Source organism: Candidatus Njordibacter sp. Uisw_056 (genome assembly GCF_047730085.1).
In the GTDB taxonomy this organism is placed as follows: Bacteria; Pseudomonadota; Gammaproteobacteria; order Pseudomonadales; family Balneatricaceae; genus Njordibacter.
Genome location: NZ_CP159830.1, coordinates 1839582 through 1864617 on the forward strand (window position 1 = coordinate 1839582; position 25036 = coordinate 1864617).

Annotated in this window: 23 protein-coding genes and 2 tRNA genes; 10 read left to right on the plus strand and 15 right to left on the minus strand. The window is 45.2% G+C overall.

Going from position 1 to position 25036, the window contains the following annotated elements; genetic code table 11:
* Nucleotides 1–56: 56 nt before the first annotated feature.
* A complete protein-coding gene (hisD, locus tag ABXT60_RS08890) occupies nucleotides 57–1358 on the minus strand; it encodes a histidinol dehydrogenase (RefSeq protein WP_443629790.1) in 1302 nt (433 codons plus the stop codon).
* A gap of 163 nt (nucleotides 1359–1521) precedes the next feature.
* Between hisD and ABXT60_RS08895 the strand changes: the two genes are divergently transcribed.
* Nucleotides 1522–2547, plus strand: a complete 1026-nt coding sequence (locus tag ABXT60_RS08895; RefSeq protein ID WP_443629791.1) for a LacI family DNA-binding transcriptional regulator — start codon at nucleotides 1522–1524, stop codon at nucleotides 2545–2547.
* A 72-nt stretch (nucleotides 2548–2619) separates the two neighbouring features.
* Here ABXT60_RS08895 and ABXT60_RS08900 read toward each other — a convergent pair whose 3' ends face one another.
* Complete coding sequence (locus ABXT60_RS08900) at nucleotides 2620–4302, minus strand: formate--tetrahydrofolate ligase (RefSeq protein ID WP_443629792.1); 1683 nt, start codon at nucleotides 4300–4302, stop codon at nucleotides 2620–2622.
* 444 nt (nucleotides 4303–4746) lie between these two features.
* On the opposite strand from ABXT60_RS08900, the gene ABXT60_RS08905 reads away from it, so the two are divergent.
* The 4 genes from ABXT60_RS08905 to ABXT60_RS08920 all read left to right on the plus strand — a co-directional run bounded on the left by ABXT60_RS08905 (nucleotide 4747) and on the right by ABXT60_RS08920 (nucleotide 9382).
* Entirely contained in the window at nucleotides 4747–5286 is a 540-nt protein-coding gene (locus tag ABXT60_RS08905; protein ID WP_443629793.1) for a thioesterase family protein, read from the plus strand.
* A gap of 62 nt (nucleotides 5287–5348) precedes the next feature.
* The gene (locus tag ABXT60_RS08910; RefSeq protein WP_443629794.1) at nucleotides 5349–6509 is read left to right on the plus strand and encodes an acyl-CoA dehydrogenase family protein; all 1161 of its coding nucleotides are present in this window, start codon (nucleotides 5349–5351) and stop codon (nucleotides 6507–6509) included.
* Between the two features lie 18 nt (nucleotides 6510–6527).
* Complete coding sequence (locus ABXT60_RS08915) at nucleotides 6528–8603, plus strand: acetate--CoA ligase family protein (protein WP_443629795.1); 2076 nt, start codon at nucleotides 6528–6530, stop codon at nucleotides 8601–8603.
* Nucleotides 8600–9382, plus strand: coding sequence for an enoyl-CoA hydratase-related protein (locus ABXT60_RS08920; protein ID WP_443629796.1), 783 nt, complete (start codon nucleotides 8600–8602; stop codon nucleotides 9380–9382). The genes ABXT60_RS08915 and ABXT60_RS08920 overlap by 4 nt, the downstream gene beginning before the upstream one ends.
* 7 nt (nucleotides 9383–9389) lie before the next feature.
* On the opposite strand, the gene ABXT60_RS08925 is transcribed toward ABXT60_RS08920, so the two are convergent.
* Nucleotides 9390–10367 carry a GlxA family transcriptional regulator gene (locus ABXT60_RS08925; protein WP_443629797.1) on the minus strand — a complete coding sequence of 326 codons (978 nt, stop codon included), beginning with the start codon at nucleotides 10365–10367 and terminating at the stop codon, nucleotides 9390–9392.
* Nucleotides 10368–10497: 130 nt separating this feature from the next.
* Here ABXT60_RS08925 and ABXT60_RS08930 point away from each other — a divergent pair, with 130 nt between their 5' ends.
* The gene (locus ABXT60_RS08930) at nucleotides 10498–10971 is read left to right on the plus strand and encodes a thioesterase family protein (RefSeq protein WP_443629798.1); all 474 of its coding nucleotides are present in this window, start codon (nucleotides 10498–10500) and stop codon (nucleotides 10969–10971) included.
* 24 nt (nucleotides 10972–10995) lie between these two features.
* Here ABXT60_RS08930 and bmt read toward each other — a convergent pair whose 3' ends face one another.
* Nucleotides 10996–12042 carry a betaine--homocysteine S-methyltransferase gene (bmt, locus tag ABXT60_RS08935; RefSeq protein ID WP_443629799.1) on the minus strand — a complete coding sequence of 349 codons (1047 nt, stop codon included), beginning with the start codon at nucleotides 12040–12042 and terminating at the stop codon, nucleotides 10996–10998.
* Between the two features lie 281 nt (nucleotides 12043–12323).
* On the opposite strand from bmt, the gene ABXT60_RS08940 reads away from it, so the two are divergent.
* Nucleotides 12324–13871, plus strand: a complete 1548-nt coding sequence (locus ABXT60_RS08940) for a trimethylamine methyltransferase family protein (RefSeq protein WP_443629800.1) — start codon at nucleotides 12324–12326, stop codon at nucleotides 13869–13871.
* Nucleotides 13872–13955: 84 nt separating this feature from the next.
* Here the strand turns inward: ABXT60_RS08940 and ABXT60_RS08945 are convergent, their stop codons facing one another.
* A complete protein-coding gene (locus ABXT60_RS08945; protein WP_443629801.1) occupies nucleotides 13956–14264 on the minus strand; it encodes a BolA family protein in 309 nt (102 codons plus the stop codon).
* A 318-nt stretch (nucleotides 14265–14582) separates the two neighbouring features.
* On the opposite strand from ABXT60_RS08945, the gene ABXT60_RS08950 reads away from it, so the two are divergent.
* A tRNA-Asn gene (locus tag ABXT60_RS08950) sits at nucleotides 14583–14658 on the plus strand.
* 23 nt (nucleotides 14659–14681) lie between these two features.
* Nucleotides 14682–14757: transfer RNA gene (locus tag ABXT60_RS08955), tRNA-Asn, on the plus strand.
* Between the two features lie 81 nt (nucleotides 14758–14838).
* On the opposite strand, the gene ABXT60_RS08960 is transcribed toward ABXT60_RS08955, so the two are convergent.
* From ABXT60_RS08960 to paaG, 10 genes are all read right to left on the minus strand, one after another.
* The gene (locus tag ABXT60_RS08960; protein ID WP_443629802.1) at nucleotides 14839–16983 is read right to left on the minus strand and encodes a 3-hydroxyacyl-CoA dehydrogenase NAD-binding domain-containing protein; all 2145 of its coding nucleotides are present in this window, start codon (nucleotides 16981–16983) and stop codon (nucleotides 14839–14841) included.
* Between the two features lie 68 nt (nucleotides 16984–17051).
* Nucleotides 17052–17984 carry a PaaX family transcriptional regulator gene (locus tag ABXT60_RS08965; protein WP_443629803.1) on the minus strand — a complete coding sequence of 311 codons (933 nt, stop codon included), beginning with the start codon at nucleotides 17982–17984 and terminating at the stop codon, nucleotides 17052–17054.
* Nucleotides 17985–17994: 10 nt separating this feature from the next.
* Complete coding sequence (locus tag ABXT60_RS08970; protein WP_443629804.1) at nucleotides 17995–19092, minus strand: 2Fe-2S iron-sulfur cluster-binding protein; 1098 nt, start codon at nucleotides 19090–19092, stop codon at nucleotides 17995–17997.
* A 9-nt stretch (nucleotides 19093–19101) separates the two neighbouring features.
* Nucleotides 19102–19677 (minus strand): 1,2-phenylacetyl-CoA epoxidase subunit PaaD, encoded by a 576-nt coding sequence (paaD, locus tag ABXT60_RS08975; RefSeq protein ID WP_443629805.1) that lies wholly within the window; start codon nucleotides 19675–19677, stop codon nucleotides 19102–19104.
* 4 nt (nucleotides 19678–19681) lie between these two features.
* On the minus strand, nucleotides 19682–20464 hold the full coding sequence (paaC, locus tag ABXT60_RS08980; RefSeq protein WP_443629806.1) for a 1,2-phenylacetyl-CoA epoxidase subunit PaaC: 783 nt from the start codon (nucleotides 20462–20464) through the stop codon (nucleotides 19682–19684).
* Between the two features lie 14 nt (nucleotides 20465–20478).
* Nucleotides 20479–20766, minus strand: a complete 288-nt coding sequence (gene paaB, locus ABXT60_RS08985) for a 1,2-phenylacetyl-CoA epoxidase subunit PaaB (protein WP_443629807.1) — start codon at nucleotides 20764–20766, stop codon at nucleotides 20479–20481.
* Nucleotides 20767–20797: 31 nt separating this feature from the next.
* A complete protein-coding gene (gene paaA, locus ABXT60_RS08990) occupies nucleotides 20798–21760 on the minus strand; it encodes a 1,2-phenylacetyl-CoA epoxidase subunit PaaA (RefSeq protein WP_443629808.1) in 963 nt (320 codons plus the stop codon).
* An 87-nt stretch (nucleotides 21761–21847) separates the two neighbouring features.
* Entirely contained in the window at nucleotides 21848–23050 is a 1203-nt protein-coding gene (gene pcaF / locus ABXT60_RS08995; protein ID WP_443629809.1) for a 3-oxoadipyl-CoA thiolase, read from the minus strand.
* A gap of 48 nt (nucleotides 23051–23098) precedes the next feature.
* Entirely contained in the window at nucleotides 23099–23554 is a 456-nt protein-coding gene (gene paaI / locus ABXT60_RS09000; protein ID WP_443629810.1) for a hydroxyphenylacetyl-CoA thioesterase PaaI, read from the minus strand.
* Between the two features lies 1 nt (nucleotide 23555).
* The gene (gene paaG / locus ABXT60_RS09005) at nucleotides 23556–24347 is read right to left on the minus strand and encodes a 2-(1,2-epoxy-1,2-dihydrophenyl)acetyl-CoA isomerase PaaG (RefSeq protein WP_443629811.1); all 792 of its coding nucleotides are present in this window, start codon (nucleotides 24345–24347) and stop codon (nucleotides 23556–23558) included.
* A 102-nt stretch (nucleotides 24348–24449) separates the two neighbouring features.
* On the opposite strand from paaG, the gene ABXT60_RS09010 reads away from it, so the two are divergent.
* The gene (locus ABXT60_RS09010) at nucleotides 24450–25034 is read left to right on the plus strand and encodes a DapH/DapD/GlmU-related protein (RefSeq protein ID WP_443629812.1); all 585 of its coding nucleotides are present in this window, start codon (nucleotides 24450–24452) and stop codon (nucleotides 25032–25034) included.
* Nucleotides 25035–25036: the final 2 nt, after the last annotated feature.

Here is a 25036-nt window from a genome sequence, read left to right on the forward strand (position 1 = left end):
AAACGTTACCTTTGATGCTGTTGCTAGAGCGCTGAGGCTTTAGTGGCTAAAGTGGCTTAATGGCCTAAGTTAAATGTTTCTGTGGGGAAGTACTTGCTCAACCTATCGTCACCACTACGAGCATGCCCTTCCATGCCCTCTAAACGCGAAATACGCGCAGCCGCTGCACCGACTTCGCGGTTAGCTTCTTGGGTCATGCGCTGGGTCGTTACTGTTTTAATAAACTTCCCAACCGATAAGCCACCGGTGTAGCGCGCTGCGCCCTTAGTAGGCAAAATATGGTTAGTACCAGAGCACTTATCGCCATAGGTCACCGTCGTTTCTTCACCGACAAATAATGAACCATAGTTATTAAGGTTATCTACCCACCAATCTAAGTTCTCACAGTGTATTTCTAAATGCTCTGCGGCATATCGGTCACTCACCTCTGCAGCCTCTTCACGGGTACTACACACAATCACTTCAGAATAGTCTGCCCATGCAGAACGAGCTGCCGAACGCGATGGTTCTGGCATGGATTCAATCAAACCTGGCACTATTTCCATGGTTTTACGGGCAACATCTTCATCTAAGCTAATCAGCCAAACTGGTGAGTCTGGGCCATGCTCCGCCTGCCCTACAAGGTCACTAGCAACAATTCTTGGGTCTGCTGTGTGGTCTGCAATAACAGCAATTTCTGTGGGGCCTGCAAACATATCAATACCCACACGGCCAAATAACATGCGTTTTGCTTCGGCCACAAAACGATTACCCGGGCCTGCTAATACATCGGCAGCTTTGCCACTGAATAAGCCAAAGGCCATGGCTGCGATGCCCTGCACTCCACCTAAAGCTAGAATGGTATCTGCGCCACAATAATTAGCAGTATATAAAATAGCATCGTTAACCCCTGTACCGGGTTTTGGTGGCGAGCACGCTACTACATGCTTTACGCCTGCTGCCTTAGCCGTGGCCACAGACATGATTGCAGAAGCCACATGTGAGTAGCGCCCACCAGGGATATAACATCCCGCAGTTTGCACTGGTATTTGGCGCTGGCCTGCCCATAGCCCTGGTGATAGCTCTACTTCAAAATCAATGAGTGCCTGTCGCTGTTTTTGAGCAAATTTATCAACCCGCTCATGGGCAAAACGAATGTCATCTTTTACTTGCTGCGACAAACGCGATGTAGCCTGGTCTATGTCGTCACTGGTAACCAGTATATTGCCATGATAGCCATCTAGCTTTGCTGCGTATTCTGTACAGACTTGTTCGCCACCTACTTCAATTTCTGACAGCATTCTTGCCACTGTAGCACGAGTGTCATCTTCGCCAGTTGCAGAAGATTTGGTAGCTTTTTTCAAGTAACTAACGGCCATGATTTCAATCCTTAATATGTTTTTGTATGCGCTTACATTTATTTATTGACGCTATAGTAGACCATTAAAATGAGACAAACAAGCACCAATAGCGTATTTTTGTATGCGCTTACATTTTTATCTGTGTATAATACAGCATGATGTTAAAGCAAGCGCAATTAATGTGAATTCCCCAAGCAAGCCAGCCACACAAGGCGATGTTGCGAAAGCTGCTGGCGTTTCTACCGCCACAGTATCGCGCGTTATTAACCAACCCAAATCTGTGCGCACAGGCGTAAGGCTGCGTGTGCAAGAGGCAATTGTCGAACTTCAATATGTTGCTGACGCTGCCGCCAGAGCTTTAGCAAGTAAACGCTCTCGCTGCATTGGCGCAGTAATCCCCACCTTAGCAAATGCTATTTTTGCTGATGGCATCGAAGCTTTTGAGAGTGAATTAAACCAGGCTAGCCTTAGCTTAATGCTCACCACCTCTGGTTATGATTCGCAACACGAACTAACCCAAGTACGAACGCTTATAGAACGTGGTGTTGATGCTGTAATGTTGGTAGGGCTAGACCACGATCCATTAATTTATGCCCTACTAGAGCAAAGAAAAATTCCTTATGTACTTACATGGGCCTATAGCAGTGATTGCCCTCATCCATGCGTGGGGTTTAATAACTATGAAGCTGCCAAGCTCATACCATTGCACCTAACCACTCTTGGCCACCAACAGTTCGCCATTATTAGTGGTATTTCTACAGGCAACGACCGCGCCTCTGACCGTTTAAAAGGCATGGAGCACGCCCTATTTGCACAGGGCATTACATTAGCGCAAGGCGCTGTTATTGAGTGTAACTACAGCATTGAAGCAGGCCGTGCTGCTTGTCGCCAACTCCTCACCTTAAGCACCCCACCTACCGCTATCTTATGCAGCAATGACGTACTCGCAACAGGGGCTTTATTAGAGTGCCAAGCCAGTAACATTGAAGTACCAGGCAGCGTATCTATTACAGGGTTTGATGACTTGGCCATTAGTGCCAACCTAACCCCAAGCCTCACCACTATGCATATTCCCTTTAAACTCATGGGTCAGCGTGCAGCACAATACCTAATAGACCGCTTAGCCGGAGCTACTCCCCAAGCCCAGCAGCAACTTGAGGTAGAGTTGCGGCTTAGGCATTCCACTGCGCCACCAAAACCGGTTTGATTCAATGAGTAGTGCACACAAAAAAGCCCCATTAGGTGAAACCTAGTGGGGCTTTTTTAATGACCTGTTAGCTTAGAACAAGCCAATAATATCGCCATTTTCATTGATGTCGATTACTTCAGCAGCGGGTTTTTTAGGAAGCCCAGGCATGGTCATTACGTCACCAGCAAGAACCACAATAAAACCAGCACCGGCAGATAAACGCACTTCACGAAGTGGGATGTCAAACCCAGTGGGACGCCCCTTTAAGGCAGGGTCTGTAGAGAAAGAATACTGCGTTTTAGCCATGCAGATAGGCAAGTTGCCATAACCCGCTTTTTCTAGTGCTGTAAAACGGTCACGAAGCTTCTGGTCACCTTGAATGTTGTCAGCGCCATATATCTTTTGAGCGACAGTTTTAACCTTGTCCCAAAGTGGCATGTCGTCTTCATACAAGTAGTGGAAGTCGTTCTCATGGTTTTCTACCAAATCAACAACAGCCTCTGCTAGTTCTATAGCACCTTTGCCGCCATCTGCCCAGTGGTTCGCTTCAATCACTTGAACACCTAGGTAATCACATTTAGCTTGAACAGTTTTTACTTCTTCGTCGGTGTCAGTAACAAACTTATTAACAGCAACCACTACAGGAAGACCAAACTGGTGAATGTTTTCAATGTGCTTTTTAAGGTTTTCAACACCTTTAGCAACCGCTTCTAGGTTTTCGTTGTTAACGTCTTTAAGGGGCACACCACCGTGGAGCTTAAGTGCACGAATAGTAGCAACAATAACAACAGCGCTTGGAGTGATACCTGCTTTACGACATTTAATGTCTAGAAACTTCTCAGCACCCAAGTCAGCACCAAAACCAGCTTCTGTTACGGTGTATTCGCTTAGCTTCATAGACAAACGTGTAGCAACCACAGAGTTACAACCGTGAGCAATGTTAGCAAATGGGCCACCGTGCACAAATGCAGGAGTGTGCTCTAGTGTTTGCACAAGGTTAGGGCTGAAGGCGTCTTTCAACAACACAGTCATTGCACCATGGACTTTTAGGTCACGTGCAGTAACAGGCTTCTGGTCATGAGTGTAACCAACAACCGCGTCACCGAGCTTCTCTTTAAGTTCAGCTAGAGTGTTAGCCAAGCAAAAAATAGCCATTACTTCTGAAGCTACGGTGATATCAAAACCACTTTCGCGAGGAATACCATGAGCAGGGCCACCAAGGCCAATGGTAACGTTGCGTAGAGCACGATCGTTCATGTCCATTACGCGCTTCCATTCGATGCGCCGTGGGTCTATGTTCAGTTCATTACCTTGCTGAAGATGGTTATCAATAGCTGCAGAAAGCAAGTTATGCGCTAGACCAATGGCATGGAAATCGCCAGTGAAGTGCAAGTTAATATCTTCCATTGGAACAACTTGAGCGTAACCACCGCCCGCTGCACCGCCCTTAACGCCAAAGCAAGGGCCAAGAGAAGGCTCACGAAGACATACAGACGTTTGCTTACCAATTTGATTCAAGGCATCGCCCAAACCGATAGTGGTAGTCGTCTTGCCTTCACCAGCTGGAGTTGGGTTAATAGCCGTGACTAGTATCAGCTTGCCATCTTTGCGGTTTTTAACGCTCTTGATGAACTCAGGGCTTATTTTAGCCTTGATTTTGCCATACATTTCTAGATCATCAATATCGATGTTCAACTTAGCAGCAACTTCAGCAATCGGACGTTTCTCGGCAGCGCGAGCAATGTCGATGTCGGACAAGTAAGTCTTAGACATGATTTTACCTTGGAATTTAAATTGAGCCAATTGGGCATCAATTTGTGGTTATTTTACCCATTTTGCAAAAGCGCAAAGTGGATGACGAGAATCTTGGTGGGAAATAGTACGCTTTTGTAAATTAACTACATACTTAAAAGCGACCTAACATTAGCCCTAAAGTCACCCGTTATGACGCCTATAAGAAACACAAGTCAAACAGCTTTCCGAAACGAAACTTAGCACCTATTTGGCTCCATTTTGTTACCCTTTTTAGTGCTTACAGAGGGTCGCTCTGAGCGCTAGCCTTAGTGGCCTTTTTTACATTAAATTGAGCAATCTTTAATCGCTATTGACCAATATTTATTCGTATTTAATCAAGTTGAACTAAAAACTCTAAGGCATAGTAGGAGTTAGCAACGACATTTAAAACAACCTCAGTTAGCAGCCACATAAGAGCAGTTCATGGATAACGACATTTACCTTACTAAACACTACCGAACGTATGCTTCGGGTGAAGCCATAGACTGCCCTCTTGCCCTGTTTAACGACGCGGTTCGTGAAGAATGGATTGATTATAATGGCCATATGAGTGAGTCTTTTTACTTATATGCCATGGGAGAGGCTTCTGATGCGTTATTTCGCTACATTGGTATTAACGAAGCTTACCGCGCATCAGGCTCTTCTTTTTACACAGTAGAGACACACATTAACTACTACCAAGAAGTATCAAAGGGAGAACCCCTGCGTTTTACTACTCAGGTCTTAGGTTTTGACACTAAACGCCTGCACTTTTTCCACCATATGTATCATGGAAACACCGGGAACTTACTGGCAACTACAGAGCAAATGTTGCTACATGTTGACATGAATACGGCCTCTGCTGCACCCATTAAGCCTCACGTATTAGCCGTGTTAGAACAAATTTGGCAAGCCCATCGGCAGTTACCTGCACCCAAACAGAAGGGTCGGGTAATGGCTGTTCCACCCACTAAAAAAGTATAGCCAAAGAAAAATAAAAAAGCCAAACTCACTCATAAATCATCCGCCTTAGAGAAGACCAGATCATGGATTTTAGCCTTACCAACGAACAACAGATGATCATCGACACCCTAAAGACCTTTGTCGAGCAAGAGCTCTATCCTCATGAAGCAGAGGTAGAAAAGACTAATGAGATTCGCCCAGAGTTGTATGCGCAAATTAAACAAAAGGCCCTAGACTTAGGTTTGTATGCCGCAAATATGCCAGAAGAACATGGTGGGGCTGGATTAGACAGTTTAACCCTTTGCTTAATGGAGCGTGAGTTGGGCCGTGCCAATTTTGGTTTGCAGTACATTGTTGGCCGCCCAAGCAACATTTTACTTGCCTGCAAAGGCGACCAGATTGAAAATTACCTTCATGCCAGTATCCGTGGAGAAAAGGTAGATTGTTTAGCCCTAACTGAGCCCAACGCAGGTTCAGACGTTCGCTCGATGCAGTGCCGTGCTGAACGTGATGGCGATGACTTTATTATTAATGGCACCAAACACTTTATTAGCCATGCCGATGTGGCTGATTTTGTTATTTTGTTCGCAGCAAGCGGCGTAGAGCAAACACCGAGGGGGCCTAAAAAGAAAATCACCAGCTTTCTAGTGGATATAGGGACCCCAGGCTTCACTGTAGAGCCAGGTTACACCAGTGTATCCCATCGTGGTTATCACAACTGCATCCTTAATTTTGATAACTGCCGTGTGCATAAGTCTCAAGTATTAGGTGAAGAAGATCATGGGTTTGACGTGGCTAATCAGTGGCTAGGTGCAACCCGTCTTTCTGTTGCCGCTATGTGCTTAGGGCGCGCTGAAAGAGCCTTAGAAATTGCCACAGAATGGGCCGCTAACCGCAAGCAATTTGGTCAAACCATTGGTAAGTTTCAGGGCGTGTCTTTTAAGCTAGCGGATATGGCTACCGAACTTAAAGCGGCAGAATTGCTCACCATGTACGCTGCTTGGAGAGACTGCACTGGTGAAATGACGGATTCTGATGCCGCTATGGCCAAACTAAAAGCCACAGAAATGCTAGCCATGGTGTCTGATGAGGCTATACAAATTTTGGGTGGCATGGGCCTAATGGATGAATTACCCCTAGAGCGGATCTGGCGCGACCACCGTGTAGAGCGGATTTGGGACGGCACTAGCGAAATTCAACGGCATATTATTTCTCGTGCCATGCTTCGGCCCCTAGAAGCATAACTAAGCGCCGGTGCCAACATGATAAATAAACAACGATTACGGCGCTTATTGGCGCCAAAGTCTATCGCCGTATTTGGTAGCCGTGGAGCAGATTTTGCAATTCGCGAAAGCCTTACCATGGGGTTTACCGGGCCGATTTGGTCGGTACACCCAACGCGCAGTGAGCTAATGGGCATTAAGTGCATAAAATCAGTTCACGACTTACCCTATGCGCCTGATGCTGCGTACGTCGCAGTGAACGCGGAAAGTGCCATAGAAACAGTTGCCCTACTGAACCAGATGGGTGCTGGTGGTGCCCTACTCTACGCCTCTGGGTTTAGTGAACTCGGTGAAACCTTAAAAGATGTTGGGGTTGAGCGCCAACAACGGCTGTTAAAAGCTGCAGGCGACATGCCCATTATTGGCCCTAACTGTTATGGCGTAATTAATGCCTTAGATAAAGCCGTGTTGTGGCCAGATCAACATGGGTGTCAGCCAGTAGACAAGGGTGTAGGTATTATTACCCAAAGCGGTAACATTGGCCTTAACATGACCATGCAAAAAATTGGTTTGCCCATTGCTTATATGTTTACCATGGGTAACCAGGCGCAAGTAGATATTGCCACGGTAATAGACTCTATGCTGGATGACCCAAGGGTAACTGCCATTGGTTTACATATTGAAGGCATCACCGATTTGGCATCTTTTGATGCCGCTGCACGCCGGGCTTTACAGCACAAAATACCCATCGTTGCCATTAAAACAGGGCGCACCGCAGCGGCTGCAACAATAGCCCTAACCCATACTAGCTCTTTAACAGGTGCAGACAGCCTTTTTGACGCTTTATTTAGTCGCCTAGGCATTGCCCGTGTGAATACTGTGCCCGAATTTTTAGAGACCTTAAAACTACTTTCTATCCTCGGCCCACTAGCGCATAAAAATATTGCTTCTATGAGCTGCTCTGGCGGTGAAGCCGGCATGATGGCAGACCTTATTGATGGCCGTGACATTGTATTTGGTGAAGTTTCATTAGCTCAAAAGAACGCGACGTTAAGCACTTTTAATAATGGTGAACAGGTCAGCAACCCATTAGATTATCAAACCTATATTTGGAATAAGCGTGAGCAAATGGCTGCTACTTTTGCGGCCCATATGGCAGCCAACTTTAGCGCTACCCTATTAATACTCGATTGGCCTAACAACGCCACTGCAGAGCCACTAGAATGGGATACGGCGCTCTTAGCTTTGGCAGACGCAGCTGTAGCTGGCAAGCATAAAGCCATTGTCTTGGCTTCCATGGCTGAATGTATGCCACCACACGCCATTGCGGCGTGTCTCGATAAGGGAATGGCACCCATGATTGGTATGGATCAATGCCTCACTGCTTTAAATCATGCCTATACCATTGGCCAAGCCTTTAATGCAGCCATACCAGAAGCGCTTCACATTCGACATATTAGTGCACTGAGCCCTAGCAATATACCGCCATTGTCCGAGATACAGAGCAAACACGCATTAAACCAACACGGTTTGCCTATACCCAAAGGTAAAACAGCATCTAATTTAGAGCAAGTGGTTAATGCGGCTGAGAGCCTTGGGTATCCTATTACGTTAAAAGCAGTTGGGGCAAATCTAGCCCACAAAACTGAATTAGGCGCAGTAAAGCTTAACCTTAAAAACCGAGTTCAATTAGAAGAAGCCGCCGACGCCTTATTTGTACTAAGCGATACCCTGTTAGCAGAACAAATGGTACAAAACGCTGTGGTGGAGCTAATTATTGGTATTAATACAGACCCTCTCTTTGGCCAATATCTTGTTTTGGGCGCTGGTGGCATTTTGGTAGACGTATTACAAGATGCCCAAAGCGTGCTACTGCCTACTCATAAATACGCCGTGAAGCGGGTGTTATCTAACCTTAAGTGTGCGCCCATATTGATGGGTTACCGAGGCCAAGCAGCTGCCGATTTGGACGCAATAGTCGATGCAGTAATGGCAGTGCTAGACTATAGTCAAAAGATGCCCGTATTCGAACTCGACATTAACCCCCTACTCGCCCTTAAAGATGGTGCTGTAGCAGTTGATGCCCTTATCCAACTAGGCCAACAAAAACCATGACCCATTCAGTCCTTTGCGAGCGCCATGGCGCCGTGTTACTCATCACCCTAAACCGCCCAAAAGCCAATGCTATAGATGCCCCTACATCACATGCAATGGGTGAAGCTTTTATTGATTTTGCAAACGATCCCAGCCTGCGTGTGGCTGTTATCACAGGAAGTGGTGAACGCTTTTTTAGTGCCGGTTGGGATTTAAAAGCCGCCGCAGAGGGCGAAGCAGTAGATGCCGATTTTGGCCGTGGCGGGTTTGCAGGGCTTACAGAGTTATGGAACCTAGACAAACCTGTTATTGCTGCAGTTAACGGTTATGCAGCCGGTGGTGGTTTTGAGCTAGCATTGGCTGCCGACTTAATTATTGCCGCTAATCATGCTCAATTCTTTTTGCCAGAAGCGACTTTGGGTATCATTCCAGACAGTGGTGGCGTGCTTAGGTTACCCCGCCGCCTGCCCCAGGCGATCGCCATGGACATGTTAATGTCTGGCCGCCGCATGGCCGTGGAAGAAGCCACTCATTTTGGCCTTATTAACCGCCATTGTGAAGGAGACGTGCTTATTGAACAAGCCTTAGCTTGGGCCCAAGAGATTGCCCAATCTGCACCTTTATCACTAGCGTCTATTAAAGCGATTACACGTGCAACACAAAGCATGGAGCTAGAGCAGGCTTATGGCCACATGCGTGAATCAGTGCCAGTGTATCAAACCATGTTGCACTCAGAAGATGCCAGCGAAGGACCTAACGCCTTTGCCGAAAAACGGACGCCTCATTGGCAAGGCCGATAACCCTAGCCTAGGCACGACGCAGCTGTTGCTGCCTATCCTGGCTTGGGGCTACATTAAAAAACTGCCTGTAGGCACGTGAAAAGTGTGCTGCAGAGCCAAACCCACTGGCCATAGCAACATCTACTACTTGCCTGTCAGTTTGTTGCAGCAATGCCCGGGCTCTTTGTAACCGTTTAGCCCGGTAATAACGGCCTGGTGATTGTTGCAAATGACGACTAAATAATCGCTCTAACTCACGTTCTGACACGTTAACCATGGCCGCCAGGGTAGGCACACTTAGTGGGTCTTCTAGGTGATCTTCCATAGCCCCTATCACTGTTAATAATTTACGATTATTGGTGCCCAACCTTAGTGCGCTGCTCATGCGTTGCGGTGCTTTTCCCTCTCTCATATGGCTATAAATGAGTTCGTCAGAGACTGATAAAGACAGCTCGTGCCCCCGCTGGCATTGAATTAAATACAACATCATATCCAAGCCTGCTAAACCCCCAGAACAGGTAAAACGCCGGCCATCAATTTCATACAGTTCTTCCACCACTTCCACTTGCCTAAACACCTCTTTGAAGGCCATTAAATTTTCCCAGTGGATAGTGGCACGGTGATCATTCAACAAACCACTTTTAGCCAACAGATAGCTGCCCGTATCTTGGCTGCCTAGCCACACACCGCGGCGGCTATGCTGCTGTAACCACGTTTGTAACTTTTTAGACTGGTCTTTTTCTGGGTTAAATCCCGCACAAATAATAAGCATGTCAGGCTTTGCTTCCTGGCCTATAGCGCAATCGGCAATTAAACTCATGCCATTACTGGCAGCAACTGCTTCACCACTTTCACTGACGACCTGCCACCGATAAAGTAATTCACCAGACACATTATTAGCCTGCCGCAGCGGATCTACTAAGGCTGAAAATCCAATCATGGAAAATTCTGGCACTAGGTAAAAAGCCATATTGATAGTTTTAGTGATCACTTTAGCTGTAAACATAGAGGAAGATGTCGTAAATGTGCAATAATAATGTGATATTAATCATTCTTTAAGAGCCTTGCAACGTCTAATCTATGGTTTTTGATGAGCCTAGAGGCCCTTCCTACTTTTACCCATGATGGAAAAAAACATGCACAGCGCACTACAAACCTTTCAGACACCCGTGTTAAAAGAGTGGATTGATTACAACGGCCACCTTAATGATGCCTATTACCTTGTCATCTTCACCAAGGCCTCAGACGGGTTGCAAGAGCACTTGGGTTTATCCTTGGACCACATTAAAACGACGGGCGAAACTCTTTTCACAGTTGAGAGTCACTTAAGTTATATAAAAGAAATAGGCTTAGGCGAAATAGTGACTATTACTACGCAAGTACTAGAGACAGACAATAAGCGTATTCGTATTTTTCACCGTATGTTTAATGAACATAATGAGCTGTTAGCCACAGTAGAAATGTTGTTTTTAAGCTACAACTTACTAGCAAAAAAAGTGACTAATTTTAGTGACTTGATGATGCAAAGCTTAAGCAAAATTACAGCTGATCAGGCACATTTACTTTGGCCAGACAGCGCTGGAAAAGGGATTGCTTTAAAAAGAAAATAGCGGCTTTACTAATTAACCTATAGGCTAGCGACGGCGTGATCGGCGGTTTATGGTAGCCCCTTCAGCCGCCCCACCTGCCACACTTAGGTCACCAGAAAACTGTGCTTTGCCACCTTTAGAAACCTCACCTAATACCAACTCAATTTGCTCTACAGTTGGCATTTCACCCTTGGTATGGCTATCTAGAGCTTGGCGCATTGCCGCAACATGCTCTGGAGAAGTACCGCAGCAACCGCCAATAATATCTGCGCCAGCGTCCATAGCCATGGTGGCATAGTGGGCCATAATTTCCGGCGTACCGTTATAACGAATCGCACCGTTGACGTATTCTGGAATACCACAGTTGGCTTTAGCAACTAAAATAGCTTTATCGCCGCCTGGTGCTTTGCGCATATTGCAGATAGCCATCACCAACTCAGACGCCCCTACACCGCAGTTAGAACCGCAGGCATACGAAGTATGATTTTTATGGGCACAAGATTGCACCATGTCTGCAGGAGTAACTCCCATCATAGATCGGCCATTAGTGTCAAAACTGTAAGTACAAATAACCGGCAATCCTGTTTGGTTAGCGCCTTCAATGGCTGCCTCAGACTCTTGTGTTGATGACATAGTCTCTATCCACAATATGTCTGCACCACCTTCTTTAAGGGCATGCGCTTGTTCTGAAAATGCAGTCACCGCATCACTATGGCTTAAGCTACCCATAGGTTCTGGTATTTCACCCGTTGGCCCTATAGAGCCCGCGATAATAACTGGGCGGCCTGCATTGTCTGCTACTTTGCGGCCTATTTTAACACCGGCAACGTTTAGTTCGTGCACTCGGTGGGCGGCGTTGTGAAGTTTCAAGCGATAATGCGTGCCACCAAACGTATTGGTTAAAATAATGTCTGAACCTGCATCTACAAAACTTTGATAGTTAGCAGCAATGCGCTCTGGGTAATCTACATTCCATAATTCTGGTGCATCGCCTGTTTCTAAGCCCATAGCAAATAAATTGGTTCCAGTGGCGCCATCTGCAAGTAAAACACCGTGCTTTGTCAATAAGTCTTGAAGTGTGTTGGCGCTCATTACTAATTCTCATTACATACAAATAATGAGGCTATGCTACCTACCTGTGTGTGGCTTAGCTAGCCTTAGGGGCGCTTTGAAGCATTAATCAAGTTGAGTTTTTTTCAAATTATAATGAATTTAATTCATGATGACGCTTAACAATTTTTTCAGCTGCCTACCTTGGTTAAAAGTGGCGCTTAAACACAACAAGCAGTCGCCATGTAGTCAGCATGGAAAGGTCAAGAACTGCAAAATTTGGCCCATATCAATTCCGCCCCATTTTATTGAGGAGTATTTCCATGAGTGAAGCCCCCGGACGCCGCAAAAGCGGTGGTGGTCGTAGTGCACGCCAAGCATTACGAGCTAGCGAAACTATAAAAGTACCTGCCTATATCACCCGTCAAATGAATCCATTTGAAGTGTTAGATGAAGCAGGTCTAGAACTCATAGAACGCAATGCTGATACCATTTTAGAAGAAATTGGTATTGATTTTCGTGATGAACCAGAAGCATTGGCAATACTTAAGGCAGCTGGCGCAAGTGTAGATGGCGAACGTGTGCGTTTCCCCCGCGGAATGTGCCGCCAAATTATTCAAGCTTCGGCTCCATCTAGCTATACTCAGCACGCACGTAACAGTGACCGCAACCTTGAAGTCGGTGGCAAAAACACCGTTTTTGCTCCAGGTTATGGCTCTCCATTTGTGCGCGACTTAGATAATGGCCGTCGTTATGCCACCATTCAAGATTTCCAGAACTTCGTTAAGCTAGCCTACATGTCGCCTTACATGCACCACTCTGGTGGCACCATATGTGAGCCAGTAGACGTGCCTGTAACGACTCGTCACTTAGATATGATTTATAGCCACATCAAATACAGCGATAAGGCGTTCATGGGCTCTGTTACTGCACCTTCTCGTGCCCAAGACACTGTGGACATGGCGAAGATTGTATTTGGTGAAGACTTTGTTAAGAACAACACGGTAACCACCAGCTTAATCAATGCTAACTCGCCAATGACTTTTGACGACACCATGTTAGGTGCGGCTAAGGTTTATGCTGAAAACAACCAAGCCTGTGTAGTGACACCGTTCATCTTGGCGGGTGCTATGTCACCAGTGACCATTGCCGGCACATTGGCTCAAATACTTGCAGAAGTATTGGCTGGTATTACTTTTATTCAGCTATACCGCCCTGGCACACCCTGTATCTTTGGTACCTTTGCAAGCTCTATTTCCATGCAATCTGGTGCACCTACCTTTGGTACGCCAGAACCTGCTTTAGTGCTCTATGGGGCGGCGCAACTTGCCCGTCGTTTGGGTGTGCCATTCCGCAGTGGTGGTTCATTGCCTGGCTCTAAAGTCGCAGATGCTCAAGCAGCATCCGAAAGTGCCAACACCCTAATGCCTACCATTTTGGCTGGTGTTAACTTTGCATTACACTCAGCCGGTTGGCTTGAAGCTGGGTTGTCTATGGGTTATGAAAAGTTTGTTATGGACTTAGATCAACTGGGCATGGCTCATACTTTCTGCAAGGGTATAGACCTTTCAGAAAATGGCCAAGCCTTAGACGCACTGCGCGAAGTAGGCCCAGGCAATCACTTTTTAGGCTGTGCCCATACCCAAGCCAACTTCAAAGAAGCCTTTTACATGTCGAACCTTGCCGACAACAATAGTTTTGAGCAGTGGGAAGAGGACGGTAGCAAAGATATCCAGGTTAGGGCCAATGCCCTGTGGAAGAAAATGCTAAATGAATACGAAGCACCACCTTTAGATCAAGGTATTGACGACGGCCTAAAAGACTTTATGGCCACACGTAGGGAGCAACTTGCAGGCACAGGGGACTTTTAACTCCCCCCTGCACACCCGATACTAAAAAAAGCCCCAAAGACTGAGTCTGTGGGGCTTTTTTTAGTTTTTACATTATTAAAGGGGTTAACTACCACCCATACAAGGGGCCGTTTCTGGCATTTTTTCTTGCTTTGCCTGCCACTGCTGCACCGTATAGCAATGGAGCGCTAATGCATGAATTGGGTTCTTCATTAACTCACCAACCAGAGCGAATACCTGCTGATGACGTTTTACCGCTCCAATACCAGCAAAATCGTCAGACACCAACACCAAATTGTAATGGCTATCAGTTGCCAAGCCACTGTGTTTATGACTATCGTTAACGAGTTGATGGTGGGTAATATTTAATGGTTTTAACACTAATTCAAGTAATTTATTGGCCGTAGCATCCACGGTTATTTCCTTCAGTTAAACTGTTTACGCATCATAACACGGAAGCTATTTTACTGGCGTTGAAAATGATTTGGGAATAACTTTTCGGTGCATTTTGCAACTTTTTAATACGCCTAACAAGAAGCTATGCAGAAGCCACCTACACGCTAGTTTTTATTTACATAAGCTGTTTTATAATTAGACAGGCGTTGCAGCTAGTAAAAATGTAGCCTACAGCAATAACCGTGTAAAAAGGTTTAAGCTATTCAAATAAAATGGTTTTTTACACTTGACTCAAGGCCAATAGATCATTAATATTCGCGCCTCGCATTGAGCAATTCCTCGATAGCTCAGTTGGTAGAGCAGTAGACTGTTAATCTATTGGTCCCAGGTTCGAGTCCTGGTCGAGGAGCCAACCTCAACGCGAAACCTTATGATTCCTCGATAGCTCAGTTGGTAGAGCAGTAGACTGTTAATCTATTGGTCCCAGGTTCGAGTCCTGGTCGAGGAGCCATTCTAATCAAGCCACTTAATTGTGGTTTTTTTATGCCTGTTATTTAGGCCTGCATTTGCATACAGGCTCTTTAAAGCCACATTATTGTTGTGACAACTTCTCACCACTAACAATTAGCTGTTCAAGCAATTGGGCAGTATGCCAGTAAAGGCCATTCCCTTGCTGCTGATACAGCTTAATACCTTCAACTACAGTGTCTATACCTATTTCATCGGCGTAGCACATAGGACCTCCTAGATGCCGAGGGAAACCATAGCCATTTAACCAAATTGCGTCAATATCGCTGGCTTTAGTGGCAATGCCTTCTGCTAAAATACGAGCACCTTCATTAATTAAGGCAAACACTAACCGATTTTGTATTTCTTTTTCGGTTATATCGCCCCGCTGAACAACACCCAGTATTTTTGCTTCGTTAGAAAAAACAGCCAATACACGTTCATCAACCTGAGGTGTCCTAGCATCACTATCATAGCGATAAAAGCCCGCTCCTGTTTTTTGTCCTAAACGACCTGCCTCAACCATAAGGTCTGCTGCACGAAAATAAAGGGGATCTTGTTTCAGTGCGGGGTTTTCTTGGCGCGCCTTATAGGCAATGTCGATACCAGACATGTCGGTCACTGCTAAAGGCCCCATGGCCATACCCCAATTCTTCATTGCGGTATCAATGTGATCTGGGCTCGCTCCCTCTAGCAACAACATATTGGCTTCGCGCCCATAACACGAGTACATTCTGTTACCTACAAAGCCATAACATACGCCCACAGCAACTGAAATTTTTCCTAGCTTTTTACCCAGCGCCATTACTGTCTTAAGGGTCTGCTCGTCTGTATCGTCAGCACATACCACTTCTAATAGTTTCATAATATTAGCTGGGGCAAAAAAGTGCATACCCAAAACTTTATGGGAGCGAGCGGTTGATTGGGCTATTTCGTTAATATCTAAATAAGATGTGTTGCTAGCTAAAATAGCCTCAAGCTTGCACACTTGATCTAAGGTGGCAAATATCTGTCGTTTAACGGCCATGGTTTCAAAGGCAGCCTCAACAACCAAATCTACTTCAGACAAATCTTCATAATTACATGTACCTACAATTAAGCTCATGCGCTGTTCAAGTTGCACATGGTCTATTAAGCCTCGGTTCAAGGCTTGTTCAAAACGCTTGCGAATAGCCAATAGCCCACGGGTTAGATTATCTTCACTCATTTCTAGCAATATAACGCTTAAACCTGCATTGGCAAAACACATTGCAATGCCACCACCCATAGTTCCAGCACCAACTATGGCAACCTGTTTAATTGGCAATAGGGTAACATTTTGGGTTTTATCATAGGCTGCAGGTAGTTTAGCTGCTCGTCGCTCAGCAAAAAAGGCATGCCGCATGGCCACAGACTGAGATGAATCTCGGCACGTTATAAAAAACTCACGCTCACGCTTTTTACCCTCATTAAAAGGTAACAGCACTGCGTTTTCAATTGAATTGATACAACACTGTGGCGCATTTTGGCCTCGTGCCTTTTTAGCTAATTTTTTACGCCACTGGTCAAATAGCTCACTATGGTGTTCATTGTTGTGAATACTTATTTCAGAAACACGCCGAATTTTTTCACCTTTTTTTGCTATATTTTGCGCAAACACAATAGCTTGCTGTAACAAAGTTTCGCCAGGGTTAATTGGGCCCTGCTCAACTAACAGATCAATAACACCGTGTTCAAAGAGTTTTTTAGCAGTTTCTGCTTTACCTGAAGTAATCATCTGCAAAGCTATTTCTACTCCGGCCAAGCGCGGCAATAACTGTGTGCCACCTGCGCCGGGAATAAGGCCTAAAGTCACTTCAGGCAAACCCAGGTTAGTATTAGTGAGTGCTACTCGATAATGACAAGACAGCGCCACTTCGAAGCCTCCCCCCAATACGGTGCCAAATAATGCCGCTATAATGGGTTTACTGCACTCATCTAATTGCGCTAGCACGTCTGGTAAATGGGGCTCTAGCGCTGGCTGACCGAATTCAGATATATCTGCCCCTGCGATAAATGTACGCCCACTGCAGCTAACCACAATAGCGTCTACGTTATTATCTGTTTCAGCGGCCTTGAGACAACTCACTATGCCCTGCCTCACCGCATGAGACAAAGCGTTCACAGGGGGATTATCAATAAATATAACAGCAATTGAACCATGGTTTAATAATTGTACTGGCTCTTTTTTATGATCTTGAGGAGGCGTCACTGTAGTTAATCCTAGCTATTCAATATGGAGGGATTATAGAGTTGAATCTAGCGTAATTATAGAGCCAACTAATTGTTATGATGTGGTTTTAGACCGCCAAATCGCGTGAAGAAACGCCTATCTGGTTCTGGCATTGACCCCTGAGCGTTTTGCATTTTTTGACTAATATAATAAATTGAAGGCTCTGCTAATACGTTATAAGCCCGCTTCACTAGATCTTGGGCTTCATGGCCCACCCAACCTGGCGGTAACATTGCAGCAGGGAAGTCTGGGTCTCGCAATAAAATACGCCGATAATCATGGATTATTGCCTGTCGTAACAATAAACACTCATCTGGTTCCGGCAAGGTTAAAAATATCTTTTGACAGATAGGCCGGTAAAAACGGAGGAAATCATGATAGTAAGTTTCTAACTCAGACAATTTCCATCTATTTTTTATCAAATCTTTAAGTACACCCTGTGAGTTCAAGTCTGATGTAGACGCAGTGAAGACCACAAGATCGTTGACAATACCTAACTCATGAATTAACTCATCTAGTGATGAGCGTTCTGAGGAAGGATGGGCATAGAGTCCACTTGTTAAGGTATTGAACCCCTGCCATATTAGGCTTTTTCTAAACTCTTCAAGTTTCACATCGGGCACAGATACGGGTAACACTAAGGTCCAGTTATTATCCCATTCTGGTTGATGTGCAGCATAAATACGCCGCGCTGCTTTTTCGTAATGGCCTGTTGCTGAGTCGGTAAAACAATAGTAACTGCAGCGACCCACTTTATTAACTTGAAGCCAATCATTTTGCACTAAACGATACACAGACGTTCTAATTTGACGCTCATTAAACCCAAACGGTTCTAGCACCTGAATGAGGCTGGCTAACGAGACCCAACTACCATGTTGTGACACGAGATCACCAAATACAGTAACCACCATGGACGTGCAGCTAATGCTGTTGTCTTTGATGTGTTGTTGAATCTGTTGAGTACGTTTATTCTTATCCATCACTTTATGCCTATCTATCGTCAAAGCTCACAATCACTTCGTCCGACACGGGGTGTGCCTGACAGGTTAATATATAGCCAGATTTTACTTCATGTGGTTCAAGCCCATGGCTAATGTCCATGTCAACTGCACCCTTAATTAGCTTGGCTTTACACGTAGAACACACGCCAGCTTTGCAGGAGTACGGCAGTTCAACACCATTGTCCATACCCGCATCTAAAATATTTGAACCCACTGTAGCCAAGTCAAAATAAATCGACCGTCCGTCAGAAATAACAGTCACTTTACTCGTTTTATCTTCACCGTATTGTTGAATACGTAATCTTGATTTTTCTAACATTACGTCAGAATCTGCTGATGAATTTGCAAACAGCTCATAGTGAATCTGTTCGCTAGCAAGGCCTTCAAGCCTAAAGCCATGAGACACTTCGGAAATCATTGATTCAGGGCCACAAATAAACGCTTCATTGGCGTTGAGGATATCAATCATTTTATACTTTTGTAGTAAATAGCCTTTTTTGTTGTCAATTTTACCTTTTAATACATCAGAGCCTTGGTCTTCTTGGCTCATAATATTGACCCACTTAAAACGACTTAGGTAGCGGCTCTTTATAAAACTAAGCTCTTCTTTAAACATCACAGTGTTGGTGCGTTTGTTGCCATAAACAAGCGTTACTTTGCTATTAGGTTCGCGGCTTAACACCGAGGTGATAATTGATAAAATAGGGGTAATGCCGCTGCCTACTGCCAAACACATATAGTTTTTTTGATGTGTAGGGTTTAACTGCGGACTAAAATTACCTTGTGGTGGCATCACTTCAATGGTGTCGCCCACTTTAAATTGGTCGTTAGCATAGTTTGAAAAAAGCCCACCCCTAACCCGCTTTATGCCCACGCGCAGATGCCCATCATCAACGCCACTACAAATAGAGTAAGATCGCCGAACTTGTTCGCTGTTAATGTGGGTTTGTAATGTTAAAAATTGGCCTGGTTTAAAAGCAAAGGTGTCGCGCAACGCTCTAGGCACACTAAAACTCACCCGAACTGCAGTGTCTGTTTCTGGTTTAACATCGTCTATAATTAACGAATAAAAATTAGTCTCTGACACAAATCTTACCTAAATATGTTTGAATAAATCAAATGGCTCACTGCAATCATTGCATTGAAATAGTGCTTTACACGCCGTAGAGCCAAATTCGCTGATCATGCGTGTGTCAAGGCCACCGCAGTGGGGGCATTTCACCTGAGTTGTTTCACTTAACTCAACAGTGTGCACCTGTGACCCATGTGAAGGGTTTACCACATCGTTTGGCGGTGCTATGCCATAACCACGCAGCTCATCACGGCCCTTGCTAGTCATCCAGTCAGTTGTCCAAGCTGGGGTTAGTTCAAGCTCAACTTCTACTTGAGCAACACCATAATTCAGTAACGCAGCAGTAATATCTTCACGGATAACATCCATGGCTGGGCAGCCTGAATAAGTGGGTGTAATCGTAACGGTAACACTTTGCTCGCACTGGCTAATATCTTTTAATATGCCAATGTCCCATAAAGACAACACAGGAATTTCTGGGTCTTTCACTGAATCTAGCAAAGCCCACAAATGTGGCACTTGCGAGTTACGTCGAAATTTTTCACGGTCATATTGAAGGCTCGACTTCATAGGGATTAACGAGCGAATTAGAGCGGTCATAAGACTACCACTTAGCTCCAGGAAATGAGCGATAAACAAACTGCATTTGTGTTAAAAGATGGCCTAAGTGCTCACTATGGTAGCCTTTTCGGCCACCTCGCACAGCCCAAGTTTGCTCTGGAATAGCAAGCCCAGCTTCTTCAAAAATAGCTTCAATATCAGCTAGCCAAAGCTGTTTTAAAGCTGCACAATCTACCGCAACGCCAGTATTAATTAAACGCTGTTCGAGTGTATCTGATTCAAACAATTCGTGGCTATAACCCCAAATATTATCAATAGCTAACTGCATTCTTTGCTTACTTTCGTCGGTACCATCGCCTAACCTAAGAGCCCAAGATTTACTGCGCCTGCAATGGTAGGTTGTTTCTTTCACTGCTTTTTGTGCAATAGCCACAAGCGTTGGGTCTGCAGACTGGGTGAGTGCCTGCAAATAATATTTATTGTATAGATCAACCATCAGCTGGCGTGTAATCGTGTACGCAAAATCACCACGGGGTAACTCATTAATCAAATAATTTTCAAATTCACGCTCATTACGTAAAAAAGCAAAGTCATCTTCAGTTTTTCCATCTCCACTTAAAGTGGCAGCATAGCCATAGAACATTCGCGCACGGCCAATATAATCTAGCGCCACATTACCTAAGGCGATATCCTCTTCTAAAAAGGGACCTTCACTGACCCATTCTGAAATACGATGCCCTAGCACAATGGAGTCATCTCCCAAGCGCACAACGTAGTTGATCAAGTCTTGCTTACTATCCACTTTATGTTGAGTAGATTGCGTCATAAAGAGGCTCCCGCTCACATAGTACTAATTTCTTTAGGCAGTGGATAATAGGTCGCATGTCGGTAAGGTTTATCATCTGATGGATCAAAGAAACATTCATTGTCATCTTCTTGTGATGCACTAATGTCTTGTGATTTCACCACCCATATACTGATACCTTCGGTGCGGCGGGTATATACATCACGAGCATATTCTAGCGCCTGTTCCCTACCTTCAGCGTGCAGGCTACCCACATGTTTGTGATCTAGCCCACGCTTTGGGCGAACGAACACTTCAAATAATTCAAGCTTTTCTATAGTCATAATGTCTCATGGTCCTTAATAATCTTAAAGATTAAGCCGCATCTCTTGCCAGCTTTAGTTGTTTCTTCAGGTTGTAAGCAGCGGTGGCTTCGCGCACCCAGGCCCCTTCTTCATGGGCTTTCACATGATGCTGTATGCGTTGGCGATTACAATGACCATTGCCATTAATAACACTATAAAACTCATCCCAATTTAACTCACTGCTGTCGTAATGCCCTCGCTCTTCATTCCACTGCAAGGCTTTGTCTGGGTGATCTAAACCCAAGTAGTTAATCTGCGAAACAGTTTGGTTAATAAACTTTTGGCGCAAGTCATCGTTAGTTTCACGTTTTATTTTCCATTTCATCGACCGAGCTAAATGTGCCGATTCTGAATCATGGGGACCAAACATCATAAGGGATGGCCAATAAAACCGATTAAGGGAATCTTGAGCCATCTCTTTTTGAGCAGGGGTACCATGGGCCAGCTCTATCATAATTTGATACCCTTGACGCTGATGGAAGCTTTCTTCCTTACAGATACGAATCATGCTTCTGGCGTAGGGGCCATAAGAAGTGCGCTGCAGTGAAACCTGGTTACATATGGCAGCACCGTCGACTAACCAACCAATCGCCCCCATGTCACCCCATGTTTGGGTGGGGTAGTTAAAAATAGAGGCATATTTAGCAGTCCCAGTTTGTAAAGCAGTAATCATTTCAGCCCGAGAAATACCCAAGGTTTCGGTAGCGCTGTATAGGTATAACCCATGGCCAGCTTCGTCTTGTACCTTAGAAAGCAGCACAGCTTTGCGACGTAAAGAAGGCGCACGTGTAATCCAATTACCTTCTGGCTGCATACCAATGACTTCTGAATGCGCATGCTGTGACATTTGACGAATTAAATTTTGACGATAGGCATCTGGCATCCAATCTTTAGGCTCAATTTTTTGTTCAGTGTCAATTTTGGCCTGAAATAGTAGTTCTAATTCTGTTTCTTGTGCCGTGTTTGTAATCATCTTATTCACCATGTTTAGCCAGGGTTAGTGGGTTATGCTGCATTTGATAGACGCACAAATGGTAATCATTATTAGGTATATCTAGACCTAGACGCGTTCAATAATCAGTGCAATGCCTTGCCCTACGCCAATGCACATAGTGCATAACGCATATTGACTGTTAGTTCGGTGTAGCTGATACATGGCCGTTGTCACTAACCGAGCACCACTAGCACCAAGGGGATGGCCTAACGCAATGGCCCCTCCATTCGGGTTAACATGGCCTGCGTCATCGTTAATGCCCAAGGCCCGCATTACAGCCAAGCCTTGGGCAGCAAAGGCCTCATTCAATTCAATCACATCCATTTGGTTCAGGCTTAGACCCGTATTTTTTAGCACTTTGAGCGTAGCTGCCACTGGGCCATAACCCATAATATTAGGTTCCAAACCTGCCGTTGCCATGCCCAAAATACGAGCTTGTGGAGTTAATCCATGGCGTTTAGCACCCTCGCTTGAGGCCAATAGCAAGGCGCAAGAACCATCATTAACACCCGACGCATTACCTGCAGTTACGCTACCACCTTCACGAAATGGCGTAGCTAATTGACTTAAGGTTTCTAGGCTACTTAGCCGCAAATGCTCATCTTGCGAGAAGACACTGTCTTGTTTTTTCCGTTGAGGTATCCGCACTGGCACAATTTCTTCTGCAAAAATACCATCCGCTTGTGCTTTTGCTGCGCGGGTTTGACTTGAAAATGCAAATGCATCTTGGGACGTACGGTCTATACCAAATTGCACAGCCACGTTTTCGGCAGTTTCTGGCATAGAATCAACACCATATTGCTGTTTCATTAGTGGGTTGATAAAACGCCAGCCTATGGTTGTATCAAACATTTCAGCCTGCCGGCTAAATGCCGTATTAGCTTTTGCTACCACAAATGGTGCCCGCGACATAGACTCAACGCCCCCAGCAATAATTAGGTTTGCTTCACCACTGCGTATGGCTCTAGCACCTGTACCTACCGCATCAATACCAGAACCACACAGCCGATTTAGGGTCATTCCTGGCACATCAATGGGCAACCCTGCTAATAAACCACTCATGCGAGCAACGTTACGGTTGTCCTCTCCTGCTTGATTAGCACATCCGTAAAAAACATCATCCACGCACGTCCAATCAACACTGGCATTGCGATCCATGAGTGCTTTAATAGGCACAGCACCTAGGTCGTCTGTGCGAACACTAGCAAGGCTGCCTCCATATCGACCAAACGGTGTTCTTATAGCATCACAGATAAAGGCATCTTTCATTAGTGGTTCCTCAGTGCCCACAATAAGGGGGCGTGTTATATCCAGCAGCTACGCTTTAGGTGTCATTAATTCAGGTAATACACTGCCATTAACTCGGGCAGAATTACCTTTAAATAAGGCCACTAGCTGGGCGTTTTGATTGGTGACTTCTACATGATAAATACCGCTGCGTTTACCTTGATATGTTTGGGTTGCTATAGCACTAAGCTGATCGTCTATCAGTGCCGGCCGTAAAAAATCAATGGCGCAGCCTGCTGCTACTGCAGCATGGTTTTGAGAGTTACAAGCAAATGCAAAAGCAGAGTCTGCCAAACTAAAAATCATACCCCCATGACAAGTTTTAAACCCATTTAACATGGCAGCTGTGACGGTCATGGTGGCTGTTGCACAACCAGGTTTTACAACACCAATAGCAATCCCTAAGGCTTTAGAGGCGGCATCTTGGGCAAACATATGCTCTGCACAATCCTCGGCTACCTGCTGTATCTGCATGTGTTCACTCATATTATTTCCCAGTAAATTTCGCTTGGCGTTTTTCTGTAAATGCACTAACACCTTCTTGGTAATCGTCTGTTTTTCCCAGCCAACGCATGGCTTCTTTTTCTACTTCTAACTGCTGATGCAATGGCGTTGAAAACGAATTATTAAGTAATTTTTTAGTCATTGCCAAGCCAAGGGGTGGCAGAGAAGCTAGCCGCTCCGCAAGTGCCAGTGCTTCTTCCATTAGAACGTCATCATCAACACATTGCCAAATCATGCCCCACTTTTCCGCTTGTTCAGCCGATAACTTATCGCCCAACAGCGCCAGCCCTTTTGCCCTTGGTAACCCTAAGGCACGGGGTAAATTAAAAGTGCCTCCAGAGTCTGGCACCAAACCTATTTTACTAAACGCTTGCACAAATTTGGCACTACGGGCCGCAATCACTATATCGCAAGCGAGTGCAATACTGGCACCAGCGCCAGCAGCCACGCCATTTACGGCACAAATTACAGGCTTTTCCATAGTCATAATATTGCGAATTAGTGGGTTATAATACCGTTCTATAGAGTCACCTAAATCGGGCCCATCATCTGTTACTTTAGCTGCTCGGTCACTAAGGTCTTGGCCAGCACAAAACCCCCTACCTTCACCTGTTATCACTAAACATCTAACGGCGTCATTGGTTTTAGCGTCTTTAAGCGCAGTTTTAACCTCTTCATGCATGAAGCCGTTAAAGCTATTTAATGTAGCTGGCCGGTTTAACGTAAGTACACCAACACCCGTTTTAATCTGATAAATTATTGTTTCAAATTCCACTCGCTTCTCCGCGTTAATGTTGTTTATGTGTAGACACTATTGTTTATATAAGTAACCATAAAGCACCACTGAACATATATCTCTATTTAATCGGAATCCACCATGCCAATTTATGCAATAGAAGACCTTATTCCTGTTGTTCACCCTAGCGCCTATGTGCACCCAACAGCAGTTATAATAGGTGACGTTATAATTGGCCAAAACTGCTACATTGGCCCCAATGCTGTTTTACGGGGCGATTTTGGTAGAATAACCCTTAACCAAGGCTGCAATGTTCAGGACACCTGCGTGGTGCATAGCTTCCCCAATAAGGACTGCGTCATCGAACAAGACGGGCACATTGGCCACGGTGCAATCTTGCATGGTTGCCACATTGGGCGTAATGCCCTAGTGGGCATGAACGCCGTTATTATGGACGACGTAAGCATTGGTGACGAGTCCCTTGTTGCTGCCACTGCGTTTGTTAAATCTGGCTTTAAATGCCCACCAAGAAGCTTACTTGCGGGCAGCCCAGCCTCTGTAAAGCGCCAGCTTAGCGATCAAGAAGTCGATTGGAAAAGTAATGGCACACTTGAGTACCAAAACCTTACAAAGCGCTGCCATGCCAGCTTAAAACAGGTGCAACCATTAGCTGAAATTCAGCTCAACCGACCTCGGTTTAATGCCAGTAATCATCGCCCTAAATAGCG